This window comes from Pedobacter sp. PACM 27299, assembly GCF_001412655.1.
In the GTDB taxonomy this organism is placed as follows: Bacteria; Bacteroidota; Bacteroidia; order Sphingobacteriales; family Sphingobacteriaceae; genus Pedobacter.
Map to the genome: position 1 here is coordinate 4,274,655 of NZ_CP012996.1, position 16,284 is coordinate 4,290,938.

General features: G+C 39.5%; 17 protein-coding genes. 7 read left to right on the forward strand and 10 right to left on the reverse strand.

The window, feature by feature from the left end; all coding sequences use genetic code 11:
* Positions 1–123 precede the first annotated feature (123 nt).
* From AQ505_RS18005 to AQ505_RS18025, 5 genes are all read left to right on the forward strand, one after another.
* Positions 124–432 carry a hypothetical protein gene (locus AQ505_RS18005; protein ID WP_062549454.1) on the forward strand — a complete coding sequence of 103 codons (309 nt, stop codon included), beginning with the start codon at positions 124–126 and terminating at the stop codon, positions 430–432.
* Complete coding sequence (locus AQ505_RS18010) at positions 429–1,103, forward strand: response regulator transcription factor (RefSeq protein WP_062549455.1); 675 nt, start codon at positions 429–431, stop codon at positions 1,101–1,103. The genes AQ505_RS18005 and AQ505_RS18010 overlap by 4 nt, the downstream gene beginning before the upstream one ends.
* On the forward strand, positions 1,104–2,420 hold the full coding sequence (locus AQ505_RS18015; protein WP_062549456.1) for a sensor histidine kinase: 1,317 nt from the start codon (positions 1,104–1,106) through the stop codon (positions 2,418–2,420). It abuts the gene before it with no gap.
* 237 nt (positions 2,421–2,657) lie between these two features.
* Entirely contained in the window at positions 2,658–3,026 is a 369-nt protein-coding gene (locus AQ505_RS18020; RefSeq protein WP_062549457.1) for a BlaI/MecI/CopY family transcriptional regulator, read from the forward strand.
* Positions 3,023–4,249, forward strand: a complete 1,227-nt coding sequence (locus AQ505_RS18025; RefSeq protein WP_062549458.1) for a M56 family metallopeptidase — start codon at positions 3,023–3,025, stop codon at positions 4,247–4,249. The genes AQ505_RS18020 and AQ505_RS18025 overlap by 4 nt, the downstream gene beginning before the upstream one ends.
* 63 nt (positions 4,250–4,312) lie before the next feature.
* On the opposite strand, the gene AQ505_RS18030 is transcribed toward AQ505_RS18025, so the two are convergent.
* A complete protein-coding gene (locus AQ505_RS18030; protein ID WP_197286220.1) occupies positions 4,313–4,747 on the reverse strand; it encodes a PepSY-like domain-containing protein in 435 nt (144 codons plus the stop codon).
* Positions 4,748–4,920: 173 nt separating this feature from the next.
* Positions 4,921–5,445: a signal peptidase II gene (gene lspA, locus AQ505_RS18035; protein ID WP_062549460.1), complete on the reverse strand. Its 525-nt coding sequence runs from the start codon at positions 5,443–5,445 to the stop codon at positions 4,921–4,923.
* Positions 5,446–5,551: 106 nt separating this feature from the next.
* On the opposite strand from lspA, the gene AQ505_RS18040 reads away from it, so the two are divergent.
* On the forward strand, positions 5,552–6,034 hold the full coding sequence (locus tag AQ505_RS18040; protein ID WP_062549461.1) for a TlpA family protein disulfide reductase: 483 nt from the start codon (positions 5,552–5,554) through the stop codon (positions 6,032–6,034).
* 96 nt (positions 6,035–6,130) lie between these two features.
* Here AQ505_RS18040 and AQ505_RS27265 read toward each other — a convergent pair whose 3' ends face one another.
* The 6 genes from AQ505_RS27265 to AQ505_RS18070 all read right to left on the reverse strand — a co-directional run bounded on the left by AQ505_RS27265 (position 6,131) and on the right by AQ505_RS18070 (position 14,071).
* Positions 6,131–8,098 (reverse strand): prolyl oligopeptidase family serine peptidase, encoded by a 1,968-nt coding sequence (locus AQ505_RS27265; protein ID WP_335337969.1) that lies wholly within the window; start codon positions 8,096–8,098, stop codon positions 6,131–6,133.
* Positions 8,099–8,299: 201 nt separating this feature from the next.
* A complete protein-coding gene (locus tag AQ505_RS18050; protein WP_062551098.1) occupies positions 8,300–8,683 on the reverse strand; it encodes a (deoxy)nucleoside triphosphate pyrophosphohydrolase in 384 nt (127 codons plus the stop codon).
* Positions 8,684–8,780: 97 nt separating this feature from the next.
* Positions 8,781–9,167: a YybH family protein gene (locus tag AQ505_RS18055; RefSeq protein WP_062549462.1), complete on the reverse strand. Its 387-nt coding sequence runs from the start codon at positions 9,165–9,167 to the stop codon at positions 8,781–8,783.
* 49 nt (positions 9,168–9,216) lie between these two features.
* Positions 9,217–11,694: an outer membrane beta-barrel family protein gene (locus tag AQ505_RS18060; RefSeq protein WP_062549463.1), complete on the reverse strand. Its 2,478-nt coding sequence runs from the start codon at positions 11,692–11,694 to the stop codon at positions 9,217–9,219.
* Between the two features lie 74 nt (positions 11,695–11,768).
* Positions 11,769–13,625, reverse strand: coding sequence for a M56 family metallopeptidase (locus AQ505_RS18065; protein WP_062549464.1), 1,857 nt, complete (start codon positions 13,623–13,625; stop codon positions 11,769–11,771).
* A gap of 47 nt (positions 13,626–13,672) precedes the next feature.
* Positions 13,673–14,071: a BlaI/MecI/CopY family transcriptional regulator gene (locus AQ505_RS18070; protein ID WP_062549465.1), complete on the reverse strand. Its 399-nt coding sequence runs from the start codon at positions 14,069–14,071 to the stop codon at positions 13,673–13,675.
* A 114-nt stretch (positions 14,072–14,185) separates the two neighbouring features.
* Between AQ505_RS18070 and AQ505_RS18075 the strand changes: the two genes are divergently transcribed.
* Entirely contained in the window at positions 14,186–14,617 is a 432-nt protein-coding gene (locus AQ505_RS18075; RefSeq protein ID WP_062549466.1) for a hypothetical protein, read from the forward strand.
* Here AQ505_RS18075 and AQ505_RS18080 read toward each other — a convergent pair.
* Together AQ505_RS18080 and AQ505_RS18085 are read right to left on the reverse strand one after the other, a co-directional pair.
* Positions 14,614–15,405 (reverse strand): DUF3050 domain-containing protein, encoded by a 792-nt coding sequence (locus tag AQ505_RS18080; protein WP_062549467.1) that lies wholly within the window; start codon positions 15,403–15,405, stop codon positions 14,614–14,616. The genes AQ505_RS18075 and AQ505_RS18080 overlap by 4 nt on opposite strands.
* A 129-nt stretch (positions 15,406–15,534) precedes the next feature.
* The gene (locus tag AQ505_RS18085; RefSeq protein ID WP_062549468.1) at positions 15,535–16,200 is read right to left on the reverse strand and encodes a class I SAM-dependent methyltransferase; all 666 of its coding nucleotides are present in this window, start codon (positions 16,198–16,200) and stop codon (positions 15,535–15,537) included.
* Between the last annotated feature and the right edge of the window lie 84 nt (positions 16,201–16,284).

Consider the following 16,284-nt stretch of genomic DNA (forward strand, 5'->3'; position numbering starts at 1 on the left):
TCATCTTCGGCCCGCATCTTCGTATTCAATACAAGTGGCGCAGATAATAAAACACACACAATGTTTTAAGGAGAGGGAGGAAAGTTTGCCTCGCAAGAGGCAAACTTTCTATATATTTACATCATGAGCACTAATAAATCCTTACGTTCATATACCGCAGCCCTACTTTTCCTAGGACTCCCGATTGGTTCTTTCGCCAGCGAAAAGATCACTACAGCCCTGTTTTCCAAGGAGAATACCATCAGTTCAAATGAAAACTTTTATCAGGATAGAAGAGATAAAAGACAAGAACGCGGCAAGGAAAAGAAAAAGCCAGATGTCAAAGAAGTTCCTCAATCCAGGAGACAGGAAAAACCAGGAGAAGTAAAACCTGAAAAAGAGAGCGACCAAGCCGGGACGATAAAAGAAGAAGAGACTAAAACCCCATTATGAAAGTCCTGATTGTAGAAGATGAAAAAACGCTGGCGTATGAAATGGAAGATTTCCTGAAAAAGGCCTTTTATATTTGCGACCTGGCCCATACCATTAAAGATGGCCTGGAAAAGATGGAAAGCAATAGCTATGATTTTATCCTGCTGGACCTTGGACTTCCCGATGGCGATGGACTTACATTATTACCAAAAGCGAAAAAGCACAATCCTGATGCAGCTTATATCATTCTGACTGCCAGAGGCAACCTGGAAGATCGCATTGCCGGATTAGATCTTGGTGCCGATGATTATTTACCGAAGCCCTTTTCTCTATTAGAACTTCAATCGAGGATGCAAGCCATCGCCCGTCGTAAATTCAACGTCAAAGAAGAACTACTGCCATTAGGCGATTTCCAGGTCGACCTGCAAAAACGACTGATCCTCTTCCAGGAAAATCAGATCGAACTTTCCAGAAAAGAATTTGATTTATTGAGTTACCTTTTCCTGCACAACAACCGTGTGCTGACGAGGATGCAGCTTAGTGAACACATCTGGGGCACTTTTGCAGATGACGACTATGATTCCAACTATATAGACGCACACATTAAGAACATCAGAAAAAAATTGAATGCCTGGGCACCAGCCGATTTCCTAGAAACCGTGCGAGGTGTAGGTTACAGAATCAGAAAATAAATGAAATTATCATCAAAGCTCATCCTGTTTATCACCAGCTCAAAACTGGCTGTTGTCTTGCTGTTTGTATTTTCATTGCCTTACCTCGTGAACAGGATTGTCTCAGAATACACCAACTACTCTTTGAGAAATCAGCAAAATAAGGTCATTGATGTGGTGCAAAAGAACGGGATTGAACATTACCTGCAGGGCGATGATAGTTATGGTAGCTATACCATGCTTAAAGAAGAGTATATAGCACTGGAGCCCGCAGCCAAAAATATCCACATTGATACGATAAAAACTGCGCAGCGGGTCGTAGAGCGCGATACGCTAACCTATAAAATTCTGATCCATACCTTTAAATACGACCAGAAGAACTACCTGCTGGAGATTGGAAAAACCATTTCCAGTATCAACCAATACAACAAAACACTGCAAAAAACTGCCCTATATGTGCTGATGGGCCTCATCGCCCTCACCCTATTAATTGATTTGATCTTTACCAGAATCCTCATCAGGCCTTTAGGTCAGATCATTAAGAGTAAACTGATCAATAGAAAATTTCCTTTTAAAGATTATTCTCCTCCGGTGCCCACTTCCACCCAGGATTTTAAATACCTGGATGAATCCCTGATTCTTTTGATGGACCAGATCAACGAGGCTTTTGAAAAAGAAAGAGAATTTACCGCCAATGCTTCTCATGAACTCATGACTCCAATCGGCATCCTTCAAAATAAAATGGAAAACTTATTGGGAGATGAAAATCTTCCGGAAAGTGTGGTGCTGAGAATTATTGAGATGATGAAAACATTAAGCCGCCTCAAGAAGATCTCCAATTCCCTCCTGTTGATCTCCAGAATTGAGAACCAGCAGTTTGTGAAATCCGCCAGCGTCAAACCTGCTGTGATCATTAATGAAGTATTAGAAGAGATCAATCACCGCCTACTGGAACAGGAAATCGACCTTAAAGTAGACCTAACCATAAATCAGACCTTAAAGCAGGTCAATCAGGATTTACTCTTTCAGTTGTTCTACAACCTGATCAATAACGCCATTAAATACAATGTTTATCAAGGAAGCATCCTGATCACAGACGGCTATACCCCTGAAAATGCCTATGCCATCACCATTCAGGATACCGGAATTGGTATTGCCGAAGAAGATCTGGATTTCATCTTTGATCGGTTTAGAAAAGCAAACCTTTCTGAAAATGTAGGTTATGGTCTTGGCCTTTCTATTGTTAAAAGTATTGCCCTTTATCATAATATTGAAATCAAGCTGCACTCTAAAGTAAAAGAAGGCAGTACCTTCACGCTTATCTTTCCAGCCAGCTAACTTACGATAACGCCGCTTCAACTGCACTTATCAATGGCATCATTGTTCCTGATAGCTGATAAAAAACAACCCGCTTTAGTTTTCCCTGAATACATCCGCTTCTTGTTTTATTTTTAACACCTGAATATCAGCAGATTAAACAATTAAACTACATAAATAGTTAGTAAACTACATAAATAGTTTGCTAACTATAAAAATAGTAGTATCTTTAATCAACAATCGTAATTAAAGCATACAATGAGAGAACTTACAAAAGCAGAAGAACAGGTCATGTTGATTTTATGGGAAATAAAGGAAGGCTTAACTAAAGACGTGATTGAAAAAATGGATCCACCTAAACCCGCTTATAATACGGTATCTACTGTGATCAGGGTATTAGAGGGCAAAGGTTTTATCGATCACAGAGCCGTTGGAAATACACATATTTATTTCCCGGTCATCACAGAAGACCAATATAAGCACTTTGCATTCGATAAAGTGATGAACAATTACTTTGAAAACTCTTATGAAAGCTTAGTATCCTTTTTAGTAAAAGAGAAAAACATGGATATGGAGGCGCTTGACGAATTAATTCAAATGGCAGAGCAACTTAAAAACAAGAAATGATGAACTGGTTCTATTATCTTCTGGAGGCTAATTTATACCTCGCGGTTTTTTACGGAGTTTACCGATTGCTATTGCATAAAGAGACTTTTTATGCTGCCAACAGGTTTTTTCTAATCGGAAGCAGCCTTCTGGCTTTCAGTCTGCCGCTCCTGCAAATGGGCTATCTGAATCAGCTTTTTGGGCGTGGAATTGATCAGCCAGCGGCCAAAATCATGAAATACACCAACAGCAACGACACTGATTTACAGCCATTAAACCTCTTACTCTATACGATTTACGCTGGAATTGCGATCTTCTTCAGCGTAAAACTCATCAGAGATATATACCGAATCTTTGCACTCTCCAAAAGATCCGAGCGCTATCAAAAAAACAAGGTAACTTATGTCAATTTGAACCAGGACAACCCAGCCTTTTCTTTTTTTAACCTATTGTTCATTCCCTCAGCTATTTCAGGAAAAGAAACGATTCTGAAACACGAATTGGTACACATTCGTCAGTGGCACAGTCTGGATATTATCTTTTTTGAAATCATTCAGATCTTGAGCTGGTTCAATCCCATCACCTATCTCCTTAAAAAAGACATCAAACTCCTGCATGAATATATTGCCGATGAACAGACCACTTTAAAAGAAATTGGAAAATATGATTACGCCTTATTTCTGATTAAACATTCTTTTGGAATGGAAGCCAATCCTTTGAGTAATCACATATTTAATCAATCTATACTTAAACAGAGAATCAACATGTTAAACAAGGAAAAATCAACAGGAAGGGCAAGGCTCAAGTTCCTGTTCGCATTGCCAATCGCAGCTGTCATGCTGGGCAGCTCCACCATGGCTTTTACCAAAGATTACAGTCTGGTAGACTTATATCCGGAAAAATCAGTCAGCAACACTGCAGAAATACTAAAGCCCTTACACTTTTCAACAAATCAGGAGCCCACTAAAATCAGAGCGCCTAAGACCCCTGCTGTACCACCAGCTCCGCCAGCTGCTCCACCGGCACCAGGAATAGCTCCTCCGCCGCCGCCACAAGAACCCATTAAAAACGGAAAAGTGAAATTCCCAAAACCAATTGTGAAGAAAAATGTCACCAGATTTCCTCCTCCGGTTATCGTACCTGATGCAAAAGAAAATAACAAAAAATTCCCTCCTCCAATTGTCACAAAAGACAAGGAACCAGTTAAAAAAGACGCAGCATCCAGTAAACCAGTATATCCTTAAACAGCAAACGTCATCAAGAGTGAAATCATGATGACGTTTGCTGCTTGGGTAAATCCCTGTAAACTATATGATTCTATTGACTACATTTCCTTTTGCGTCAAAAACTACTTTCTTTTCTTCTCCTACTTTTTTAAGCTCCACCTTATAAAGCAGTACTTTTCCTTCTTCAAACTGATCTACATCATCAATTCTATAGCCACTATAGTTTTTCTTGATGACATTAGATACCGCTACAGGCAGCTCCTTCGCTCTGATTTCTTTTTTATGCCTAACGATTACACCTTTATTATTGAACCAGACTTCATGATCACGTTTACCGATATCAAAATCTGCATTGTATAAATCTCCTTTCAATTCCCAATCTACCTTCGTGGCATTAGGGAATGCTTTCTTCAAGGAATTTCGCACCTCTAAAGGGACATCTTTTGCAGGAATATCCTGTGCATAACTGAAGCCTGAAAACAACAGGGCCAGGGCTAGTAATAGTCTATTTTTCATGGTAAATGATTTATGTTTCATAAGCCTACCACAAAGAAAGCGCCTAAATTTATCAGCAAATCAAATTAAGCAAGAAAACCCTGCTTTTTAGTGCTTAAACAAATATCTAAACGTAATTATTTTAGTTTTAGCCGATAATAATAGATTTACAGCGCCTGTAAAAGCATACGATTTTATGCCTCAGGACGAAGTTTAGCGGCCATTTTTCTTTTATGAAGGGAATCGAAGATGATCAATGACATCCCGGCCATAATAGACAAGTCAGCCACATTAAAAATACCGGTCTGAAATACAATGAAATCGATATGAAGAAAATCAGTAACGGATCCGTAAATGATCCTGTCGTATAAATTACCTATCCCACCGCCAATCACGCAGCAAATACCAAATATCAATACGGGGCTGAGGTCTTTCCTGCTCATGACAAAATAAATACCAGCGATTAATACGGCAACCGGCAGCAGCAGTAAAAAGACAAATTTAATTCCGGAATGCAGGGCATCACCCATACTCAAAAAAGCGCCAGAATTCTCCACTTTAGTCAGGGTCACATAATTACTGAAAACCTTTATATTTTCATAATAATCCACTTGTTCTCTTACGATAGACTTGCTAATCTGATCACAACCGACATTTAACAATATAATTACTAAGATCAGTACCTTTCCCGCCAGACCACTAAATTTTCTTTTTTTCATTTTGGCACCTCAATTGATAAATATAGGAATTGTATTTTTGAATTCAAATGACAGATTCCTCAGATGAGAACGCGATATTGCCAATATTAATCTATAAAAACACCTTATGAAATCATTTTTCTTTTCCCTGCTATTCATTTCATTTTCAATTGGCGCATTTGCCCAGGGCCTGGCAACAGGATCAACACTCCCTAAAGCTGTTTTTTACAAAGAAAATGGCGCAACTTTCTCTACTGATCAAATTCCAGGAGGAAAAAGATCATTGATCATGTTTTTTGATGCTACCTGTGAACATTGCCAGAAAGTGGCCGGAAACCTAAGCAAAAACACCAAAGAAATCTCCAATGTAAACTTATATCTGGTATCACAGGATGTATTTCGTTCCATTAATTACTTCGTGGATACTTTTGCCAAGCCTTTAAGAGGCATGAAAAACGTAATTACCCTACAGGATAAAGACTATGTATTCATTCCACTATTCCACCCGAAACAATATCCATCTTTATACTTGTACGGAGCAGATAAAAAACTAATCCTATTCTCCAGCAATGAAAAAGATTTACCAAAATTTCTGGCCTTAATGAAATAAGGAATTTAGTATTCTCTATTTATCGTAGAGAAATAAAATCTATAAAAAATGCCCAATCAAAAGAAATTGATTGAGCATTTTTTATGCTTCTGGGCCTTATTTTTTATAATTAATTCCCATGTTGTAAAATAAGAAAGACCACCTGTCGGCTATTTCTTCAATTGCTTTATCAGTTGGTTTCCCTGCACCATGACCGGCATTGGTCTGTATGCTGATTAAAATCGGGGCATCACCCGCCTGATCCTTTTGTAAAGTTGCAGCAAATTTAAAAGAGTGTGCAGGAACAACGCGATCGTCATGGTCTGCAGTGGTAATCAGCGTTGCAGGATATTTAACACCAGGTTTTAAAGCATGAACCGGCGAATATTTATACAGGTATTCAAACATCTCTTTTGAATCCTCAGCGGTACCATAGTCATAACTCCATCCTGCTCCTGCTGTAAATTTATGGTAACGAAGCATATCCATTACGCCTACCGCAGGGAAAGCCACTTTGAACAAGTCAGGGCGCTGTGCCAATGTAGCACCAACCAGCAAACCGCCATTTGAACCACCCATGCTAGCCAGGTAATCTTTTGACGTATATTGATTAGCAATCAGGTATTCTCCCGCAGCAATAAAATCATCAAACACATTTTGCTTTTGCATTTTCGTTCCTGCCAGGTGCCATTTCTCTCCATATTCACCACCGCCACGCAAATTCGCTACGGCGTAAATACCACCTTGCTCCATCAGCACAATATTGGCTGTACTAAATGCAGGAGTCAGACTGACATTGAAACCTCCATATCCGTATAAAACAGTAGGATTTTTGCCATCCAGCACGATTCCTTTTTTATAAGTAAGGATCATTGGTACTTTTGTCCCTTCTTTTGAAGGGTAGAACACTTGCTTAGACTCGTAATTTGAAGGATCAAAATCTACTCCTGATTTCTTGTAAACCTCAGATTTGCCCGTTGCGATCGTATATTTAAAGATGGTTGCAGGATAGACGTAAGAAGTGAACGTATAATACAATTCTTTATCTGTTTTTTTACTGCCAAAACCACCGGCTGTTCCCAGTCCAGGAAGCTTGATTTCATGTTCCAGCTTCCCATTCATATCATATTGCAATACCATAGATACCGCATCTTTTATGTAATCGGCAAATAGTTTTCCACCTCCAGTAGCAGCACTCAATACATTTTCTGTTTCTTTGATCAGCTCTTTCCAGTTTTCAACACCAGGCTGAGCAGCATCTACCGTCACGACACGACCATTCGGTGCATTCAGATTGGTATAGATGAATAACTTGCTGCCAATGTTATCAATAATACTGTGGTTCTTATCAAAGTTAGCGACTACAGGAATGATCTTTCCATCTTTTGCCTTCAGGTTTTTAAGGTATAATTCATTTCCAGAGGTAGAGTTTGCAGCAGAAATGATCAGGTAATGCTCATCTTCCGTCAAACCGGCTCCAATATAACGTCTTGGGGTTTGATCACCTCCAAAGATCAATTGATCGTCCTTTTGTGCAGTCCCCAGCTGATGGAAATATAATTTATGATATTGTGTTAATCCGGACAGCTGGCTGCCCTCCGCAGGTTTATCATAACTGCTGTAGTAAAAACCTGTATTTCCTTGCCAGGCAATGCCGGAAAACTTCACATCTGTCAAAGTTTCTCCAACTATAGATTTATCACTTGCTTTCAATACAATCACTCTCGTCCAGTCTGAACCGCCATCCGACACCTGGTAAGCCACCATACTTCCATCTTTTGAAAAGCTGATCCCCGCCATTGAGCTGGTTGCATCTTTTGAAAAAGTATTCGGATCAAGAAAAACTTCTGGTGCTCCACCTTCCTTCTGACGATAAAGTACACTCTGGTTTTGTAAGCCTGTATTTTTATAATAATAAGTATACCCCCCTTCTTTAAATGGCTGAGAATACTTTTCATAATTCATCAGCTTTTTCAGGCGCTCTTTAATGTCGTTTCTATAAGGGATTTTCGCCAGATATGCTTTGGTTACCGCATTTTGAGCCTCCACCCATAGTTTAGTCTCTTCCGATCGGTCGTCTTCCAACCATCGGTAAGGATCTGCTACAGTTGTCCCAAAATAGCTGTCTGTTACGTTTTCTTTTTTGTTTCCGGGTAAATCATAGTCTTTTGTTGAGGATTACTCAGCTGGGCTTCCGCAACGAATGGAAGCATAACGGCGAGAAAGATGAACCCTTTGCCTGAGTTTTTCATAATTTTTATTTGTTCGTTAATGGTGATGTTGCATTTATATGGCCAGATACTGCTGAACAATGGGTACATCCGCTTCGGCCCAATCGCAATTTAGTAAATCTGAGGGCGCCATCCAAGCATAAGCCGCATGCTCTCTTAATCGTATAGTTCCAGCCACAATGCGGCAAACAAAAGGAAGCAGGAGAATAGAAAATTCGGGATAATGATGTGCTGAACCTGGTTGCTGGGAGATAATTTCTATAGTGATGTCCAGTTCTTCTTGTATTTCCCTGATCAGGCCATCTTCCGCAGTTTCACCAGGTTCTATTTTACCACCTGGGAATTCCATTTTCAAGGGCATAGACATCATCGCACTTCGCTGGGTCACTAGAACCTGCCCCTCTTCATTTACAATAATTGCACAGCAAACTTCAATCATCACCGAAGATAATTTATTTATATAAAGAAAAGCCCGCTTATCTACCATTAATATGGAAAATAAGCGGGTTTTTAAAGCTAAATAAGGAGGTTTATGCTTAGTCCAGAGAAACAAAAAGTTCCGACTGTGTCAACCATACCCCATTTATTTTGCGCCACATGGCAGAATAATTACCTCTAAATGGTTCTGTTTTATAACTCCAGGCTCCAGTTTCCCAGGCTAAAATCCCACTGTCGCCAATTACAATGGACGAAGGAATGCGTTCAAATAATGGCGGTTTACTTGCAAACATTTCTTTCCAGGCTTTCAGCAATTTTGGTTTGCCTAAGTACTGTCCACCTTCACCAGAGATCACCACGATATCATCCATCCAATATTTAGCAACTCCTGCAACATCCTGGTTAGAGATGGCCATATTTGAGTCCATCCTGGATAGGCGGATGGCTTCTTCTTCTTGTCTTTTAAAAAATGATACTGAACTCATAAAAAATTAGCTTCGTCTTGTTTATTGAACCGCTAAGATGGTGAAAATATTAATTTTTCACTCTATTCTGTTCCGCTTCTGCTCCAGTATTTTTATGTTTTTTTAAGTCAGAAAAGGTCTTTCCAAAACGATAGCTGTAACTAACCACCACATTTCTAGAATCTGAACGGTTGCGCCAGCCCGCTTCTACGGAAGCCAGATTATTGATCTTTCCGTTGACGATCTTAGTATAAAAGAGGTCATTACCATTGATTTTAATCGTTGAACTCGGAGATAATTTCTTTTGCAGGCCCGCATTAAACTGGTACATCTCCCCTATGACAAACTGCACATCAGTAATCTTGGAACTATAAGATCCACTACATTCCGCCGTCCAGGTTTCTCCAATTTTAAATTGAAAACTACTCTTTGTGAAAAAGAAAGTACCCTTTGTGTGCAGGGCACCACTGTAAAAATCATTACTTTTTGCATTGATATTGGTCAATTCGCCATAAAACTGCCAGGAAAGCCCGGGAAACAAATCCAAGCCCGAATTTACGCTTAGGCTTTTCACGATCTTCCTGCCAATATTTCCAGGCCTGCTGTAATAAATCCCATCCCGAATCTCTATGGTTTCATTCACTTCATCTTTCGTGTCACTGTAGCTCAAAGCAGTAGTCACTTTATTTTTGAAGGTATGAGAAAGCTCGATACTATTGGTAAAAGAGGGATTCAGGAAAGGATTGCCTTCATAATAAGTAAACTTATCCAATGGAGAAATAAATGGATTCAGGTCTTGAAAATAAGGACGGTCTATTCTTCTTCCATAATTTAAACCAATCTGGTTGTTTCCTAATGTATCCAGTTTATAAGATAAGTAGGCTGTAGGAAAAAGACTGGTATAGTTTCTATTGAAAGCAGAGTCTGGCTTCAAAAGATTGCCCAATTGATGGCCATCAGAATTGGTGTTTTCTGCCCTTAATCCCAATTGTATGGACCATTTTCCACTTTCCCTGCTCAGGTTCATGTAACCCGAGTTGATGTTCTCCTTATAAATAAAATGATTGCTCTTTTGATAATCAGGTCTGGTAATATCGCCAATCGTGTAACTGTAATCTCCCACATTATCTGTCTTGGTATAGCTTGACTTCAAGCCCGCATCTATCTTCCAATTATTTTTCAGTGGCTTTGTATAATCTGCTTTCAGGGAATATATTTTGATATTAGCAGGTAATGCTCCATGAAGGATATCTTGAGATTTCAAGCTTTGATCAGGCAGGTAAGAAGAATTAAAGATCTGCTGACGGTTATTGGTATTGTATACCAGGTAATCGGCATCCATCGCAATTTGCTGACCATTTTTATCAAAATCATGGCGATAATTCAAGTTAAAACCCAAATTTTTAAAGCTTTCTTTTTCTTTACTGAGTGCTTTAACTACCGAATCTAATCCCCTTCCGGCATTTAAAAGCTGACTTACATTATCTGTCGTTTGATTTCCAGATCTGTTCATGCCAGTTAGCACCACTCCCCAGGTTGTTTTCTCCGATTGGTAATAGTCCATCCCAATTTTCCCGTTTAAAGTATTGGCCTTTCTACGGATATAACTGTTTTGTTCAAAAAAAGATTGAGTGCTGCCATCCTCATTTTTATACTTGCGGAATAAATCCAGATCAGTGAAATTATTTTGGTAATTCTGACTTAGATTGGCGAAAAAATTCAACTTATCTTTTCGAAAATTCATATTAAAACTATTGTTACTTCTTGGCAGTTCACCTTGTGTATATCCCAGATTTAATCCTCCATTCCAGCCTGTCTGGTTACTTTTACGCGTTTTAATATTGATCACTCCACCTTTTCCTGCAGCATCATACTTTGCAGGAGGATTGGTCATCAGCTCAATCTGATCTAATGAAGAAGATGGCATGGACTTCAGGTAATTTTCCAGATCTGCACCCGATAAATAACTGGGTTTACCATCGATAAATACCGCTACTCCTTGTTTTCCTTTTAAACTGATCAAACCATTCTGATCCACCATTACTCCTGGCGATTTCTCCAGTACGTCCAAGGCAGTGGTCCCCGCATTGGCAATTAAAGCATCTACATTGACCACGGTTCGATCAATTTTGCGCTCAATAAAAGCCTTTTTCCCAATAATGGCTACCTCTTTGAGGTCTTTTGTAGCGCCCAACAGGATTAATGCCGGAAGTACAACATTGGAATTGCTTTCCTGCAAAATCACCACTGCGCTCTGGAGGTTTTGATAACCCATGGCGGAGATTCTCAATTGATAACTTCCTTTTGGTAACTGTTCAAAAGAAAACTTACCATCCTGTTCTGTAAACGTACTTTTCAAAAGACTACTGTCCTGTACGTTAAACAAGGCCACTGTTGCCAGGTCAAAAGGCGCATTCGCATCTTTCATTATTTTACCTGAAATACGCCCCGTTCCTGATAATCTGGTTGCAGCGGGCGCTTGGGAAAAAGCTAAAATTTGGGCAGTACTCAGCCATGCGGTCAGAATTACCGCGATCAATATTTTCATTTATTTAAGAATTAAATTGTAGAAAAGCTGTTTTTACAGCGCGCTATAACACATGAATTGAATATTTATGCTCCCTACTTTGATTCATATTCCTGTTTATAGGAAATGATCCAATCTGCACTTTTCAGGTATTTTTGCTCATAACGTTTTTGAACTTCTTCCGGAAGTTTTTTATTATTTAAGAGAAATTGATGCTGATTGATTTCAAAAGATAACTTCTGGTCCTGCTTCACTAAACGGTCTTTTATCAAGTCCTTCAAAATATAATCTGGCGTTTTCTCATCATAAGGAGTCGCGGTAGAATTATCAGAAACAAACTTCTTGGTAATCCTACTTTTTGCAGCTGTCGATTTTACCTTTTTTTGAGCAGCTGCTCGTTTTTCCTCCTGAATTCTGCTCTCTTCGTTTTTGGTCCTGATTTGGTCATTTTCAGCTCTGATTTGATCATTTTTAGCCCTGATTTCATCGTTTTTAGCCCTGATTTTATCAGCGGCTATTTCCTCCTTACTCGGATCAGGTCTCCCTTGATTTTCCAATAATTCAGCTTTAATGGCCTTATCCCTTGCCTTATCAGCAGCATACATTGCTTTATCAGCTGCATATCTTAATCTATCCGCTTCATATCTTGCCTTATTAGCTGCATATTTTTGTGGGTCACCCGGAGACCATTGCTGCTCCACATCAACTACAAAGTTTTCAGTTTTAGCTACGGCATTTTCCGTTTCTAAAACACCTTTTTCTACTCCTTTCACCAAATGTTCGGCGGTCAGCACCCCGCTTTCAATAGCAGATATCACCTTTTGATAGGCTGGCACTTCTTTTTCAGTTTCTGCTAAGCTCTGACTTGTCAATGCTTCCTGTGTTGATTTCTGGACCGGTTTTTTCAATACGGTAGAAAATGCCATGCTAAAAGTAACCACCGCTAACAGGGAAACTGCTAAAATACTCTTCTCCATTTTATTTAAAGTCGGATGGTCATTAGAAACCATTCTCTTTACCCGTTTTACCAATTGATTGGAGTCCCCTGAAATCGCCATCGCATAGACTGGTTTATTCATTTGAAACTCTTCACAAGAAACCAGTGCACTGATGTAACCTGCTTTATTATTATTTGTATTCAAAACAGCCAGATCATCGCAGCAGCTTTCTCTTTCTTCTCTGATCAACCCACTCAGCCAGGAGACTGCTGGATTAAAGAAAAACAGCAATTCCATGAAACTTTGAAGGATATTCACCAGGTAATCTCTTCTTTTTACATGAGCTAACTCATGACATAAGATGGCATCAACTTCTTCTTTAGAAAGGTTATTCAGCAAACCAACAGGGATTAAAATTAAGGGTTTAAAATAACCAACTACCATAGGAACATTCACCAGTCCGGACTGTACAATGGCCACCATCTTATAAATACCAAATTGTATGGCCAGTTGCTGCAGCCTATTCTCCCAATACGGCCCTGCTGAGCTGATTTTAGTCTGGCGAATTCTTTTAATACTATACAATCCTGCAAACAACTGCACACTTTTAGCGGCGATCACTAAAAGCCAAAGCAACACAATCGTGCTGGCATAGGAATTAAAGAATGAAAGCCCCTGTTGCAGCCAAACCCAGGGTTGCTGTACCGCAGCAATAGAATCATTCCCAACGCTATCTTGTGCTGGTAAAGTGCCCGAGGACCATGGAAAGGCATTAGCCAGTCGATCCGAAGCAGTAACTACTCCAGTATCCACAGCAGCATCTGCAGATTGCCATTCATAGATAAAGCTGGCAAAAACACTTACTGAGAACAGCATCAGGCAAGAAATCAATAGGTTGTACCGTACCCTGGCACTGGATTTATGTGTAAAAACCAGCACTGCTGCAGTGAGGAGGGCAAGGATCAGGCCCTGCCAAAGGGAGTGTAATAGGGTTTTAAATATGATGCTTTCCATTCCTGTGGTTCTTTAGGTGGTCGTATTTATTTTAATAATCTAGTCTGCTATTTTTCTTCCAGTTGATTCAGTAAAGTTTTAATCGCCTCAAGATCTGATTTTGAAGTTTTCTTATTCCCCATCAATTGCATCATCAATCTACCTGCCGATCCATTGTACATGGTATCAATAAACCTGTCTAGTAAAAAATCTTTAGTCGTCTGTTCTTTTTGCGCAACATGGTAAATGTGTTTCATCTGACTTTCATCACGGGTTAGAATTCCTTTTTCTGCCATAATCTGCATCAGCTTCAAGGTAGAAGTATAATTGACTTCGCGAAATTCATTTAATTTATCATTCACCAAACGAACGGTAGTAGGGCCCTGCTCCCATAGTACCTGCAGGATTTCTAATTCTGCTTTGGTTGGCTCTATTGGTTTTAGATTTTTCGAGTGATTCGTTTCCATAAATCAAAGGTAGGAAAACTTTCGTACGAAACAACACTTAGGATTATTATTTATTTTTTAACTAAATACCTTAATGCTCGAATATGAAGGAAAACCATTACATCATGGATTCCGATGGGGTTTACTGGGGATTATAATCCTTGGTGTCAGCAAAGGGGTTATGGCATTGAGATATTCAGTACTTTATGTGCGATTCCACTGATCAGACTCTCCTTTTGGAATATTTACGAAAAAGAACACCTCGTTATTAATACAAAAACGATGATGTACCAGCATGACTATGGTTTTTTCAGGACCACCCCAAAATTAAAATTCTTTCAAAAGGGTCTATCTGTGATTAAGAAAGAGGCCGCAAAAGCGGGGAGCAATGCTCAAGTCCTTCTGGTTTTCCAGACTTTCAACACCTATGATTTACCTGAAGATGTATACCAGAGAGTGCTTCCAATTGCGAAAAGAAATGCCGATCTATTAATTAAGGCGATCAATTCGCTCTTTATTGAAAAAATAACGGAAGACTATAGTCTTCCGCCAATATTTATGAATTAAGCTTTACGGTTCATGATGGCTTGATAAGCACCATCCCAAAGTCCGATTCTTTTTCTTAAAGATTCCACGCTCATTTCTTCTGCAGCCAGCCAATAAGCTTCGTTACTGCCGCAAAGTTCCGCTGTCATTTCTAAGGAAAGATGGCTATGGTGATCTCCATCTACTTCTATATGTCGGTCTAAGTAATATTTAAACAGGGAAATCTGGTCAGGAAACTTCTGATTTAAGTCGTTAACCATCGTTAAAAACATGTTTGGAATCAGGTCTTCTCTGCCAAAGGTGAAAGTACTCGCCTGGATATGTGCTTGTTTTTCATCAATCACCTGAAAGGTAAAATCAACAAATTCTTTGGCCTCCAGCGGAGTTCCTGCAGCTTCATAAGCCGCATTCATCGTTTTTCCTGATTTTAAGGCCTCCAGAAATATGCCAATTGGCTTGATATCCGCGCCACATTGCTGCATAGCATCCAGGTACATTTCAAAATGACTCTTTTTAACCCCCTCAGCGTCAACATCTGATTCTTCACCTGCGACAATCTCGTTGATTAACGCGCGGGTATTTCCAGAACCAACCGGAAACCATGGAATACTGGTACAGGTCAGATTAATCTGTAAGGCTTTTAAAAGGGACATAAAATCCCAGACTGCATAAATATGGTATTCCATAAAGATCCTTAAATCTTCCAGGTCGTTGATGACACCGTAAACTTTATGCTGAATGATCTCCTGTCTTAAAGGTTCAATATGCTGTTGAATTCTTTCCAGGGTAGTGTGTGTTCTGTTTTCCATGGTCGTAAAAAATGCAAATGTATACATTCGTTGCGATGGAATATCAGCAGCCAACAGGAACTTATTTTAATATGACAATAGTCCTGATTTCCCTTCAGAATTACCCATATGGGTGCTAAAAAGCGTCATTTACTTACCTGCAGTGATCACAATAATATCTCTTTTCACATCCATACCTATATTATTTGTCACCTGTTCCTTCTCTTCCCATACTTTGATCACTTCAAAACCTACTTCTTCCAGCAAATCTTTCACCATTTGCGTATCGTACAATTGAAAATCCCATTTCGTAAAGGGCAGCTGCTCCATAAAGTTTTTGTCGGCAAAACCGATACAAAAATAACCTCCTGGTTTTAAAGCTTTATAAATTTCCGTCGCATACGCTTTAGGGTCTTTCCAGAAATACAGCGTATTCACCGTAAATATTTTATGAAAGTTGTGGGCAGGAAAATCGATATGGATGCCATCCGACAATAAAAAAGTAGCTGCACCGGTATTCAGCAGTTCATGATTGATCCGGCTCGCCTCTTCAATCATTGTTTCAGAAATATCAATTCCTGTATACTTTAAGCCCTTTGCCAGTGCCATCAGCATGGGCAGATGGCTCGCATTACCGGGTCCGATTTCTAATACCTGCTGCTGATCAGCCAGTTTCATGGCATCAATAGTCCGCTTGATCATATTTTCATTTGAAACAGCCATCCGTTCTCCGGTTTTCTTACCGGCCTCACCATTTGGCGAGCTCAATTGGCTGCCAACTTCCTTCAAATCGTCTTCATTCCATTTGTTTTCCATAATTGAGCTATTAAAATCTAATGTATCAAAAGAAAAACTCCTTTAATACCAGATTCGTTTTACAAGATAGAAAATAGCCAGCAG

Excerpts from the sequence above, each read along its gene's own strand:
- AQ505_RS18070 (WP_062549465.1), bottom strand. The coding sequence starts at position 14,071 with ATGGAAACGAATCACTCGAAAAATCTAAAACCAATAGAGCCAACCAAA.
- AQ505_RS18010 (WP_062549455.1), top strand. The coding sequence starts at position 429 with ATGAAAGTCCTGATTGTAGAAGATGAAAAAACGCTGGCGTATGAAATG.
- AQ505_RS18060 (WP_062549463.1), bottom strand. The coding sequence starts at position 11,694 with ATGAAAATATTGATCGCGGTAATTCTGACCGCATGGCTGAGTACTGCC.
- AQ505_RS18065 (WP_062549464.1), bottom strand. The coding sequence starts at position 13,625 with ATGGAAAGCATCATATTTAAAACCCTATTACACTCCCTTTGGCAGGGC.
- AQ505_RS18080 (WP_062549467.1), bottom strand. The coding sequence starts at position 15,405 with ATGGAAAACAGAACACACACTACCCTGGAAAGAATTCAACAGCATATT.
- AQ505_RS18025 (WP_062549458.1), top strand. The coding sequence starts at position 3,023 with ATGATGAACTGGTTCTATTATCTTCTGGAGGCTAATTTATACCTCGCG.
- AQ505_RS18030 (WP_197286220.1), bottom strand. The coding sequence starts at position 4,747 with ATGAAAAATAGACTATTACTAGCCCTGGCCCTGTTGTTTTCAGGCTTC.
- AQ505_RS18050 (WP_062551098.1), bottom strand. The coding sequence starts at position 8,683 with ATGATTGAAGTTTGCTGTGCAATTATTGTAAATGAAGAGGGGCAGGTT.
- AQ505_RS18055 (WP_062549462.1), bottom strand. The coding sequence starts at position 9,167 with ATGAGTTCAGTATCATTTTTTAAAAGACAAGAAGAAGAAGCCATCCGC.
- AQ505_RS18020 (WP_062549457.1), top strand. The coding sequence starts at position 2,658 with ATGAGAGAACTTACAAAAGCAGAAGAACAGGTCATGTTGATTTTATGG.
- AQ505_RS18075 (WP_062549466.1), top strand. The coding sequence starts at position 14,186 with ATGGGGTTTACTGGGGATTATAATCCTTGGTGTCAGCAAAGGGGTTAT.
- lspA (WP_062549460.1), bottom strand. The coding sequence starts at position 5,445 with ATGAAAAAAAGAAAATTTAGTGGTCTGGCGGGAAAGGTACTGATCTTA.
- AQ505_RS18005 (WP_062549454.1), top strand. The coding sequence starts at position 124 with ATGAGCACTAATAAATCCTTACGTTCATATACCGCAGCCCTACTTTTC.
- AQ505_RS18040 (WP_062549461.1), top strand. The coding sequence starts at position 5,552 with ATGAAATCATTTTTCTTTTCCCTGCTATTCATTTCATTTTCAATTGGC.
- AQ505_RS18085 (WP_062549468.1), bottom strand. The coding sequence starts at position 16,200 with ATGGAAAACAAATGGAATGAAGACGATTTGAAGGAAGTTGGCAGCCAA.
- AQ505_RS18015 (WP_062549456.1), top strand. The coding sequence starts at position 1,104 with ATGAAATTATCATCAAAGCTCATCCTGTTTATCACCAGCTCAAAACTG.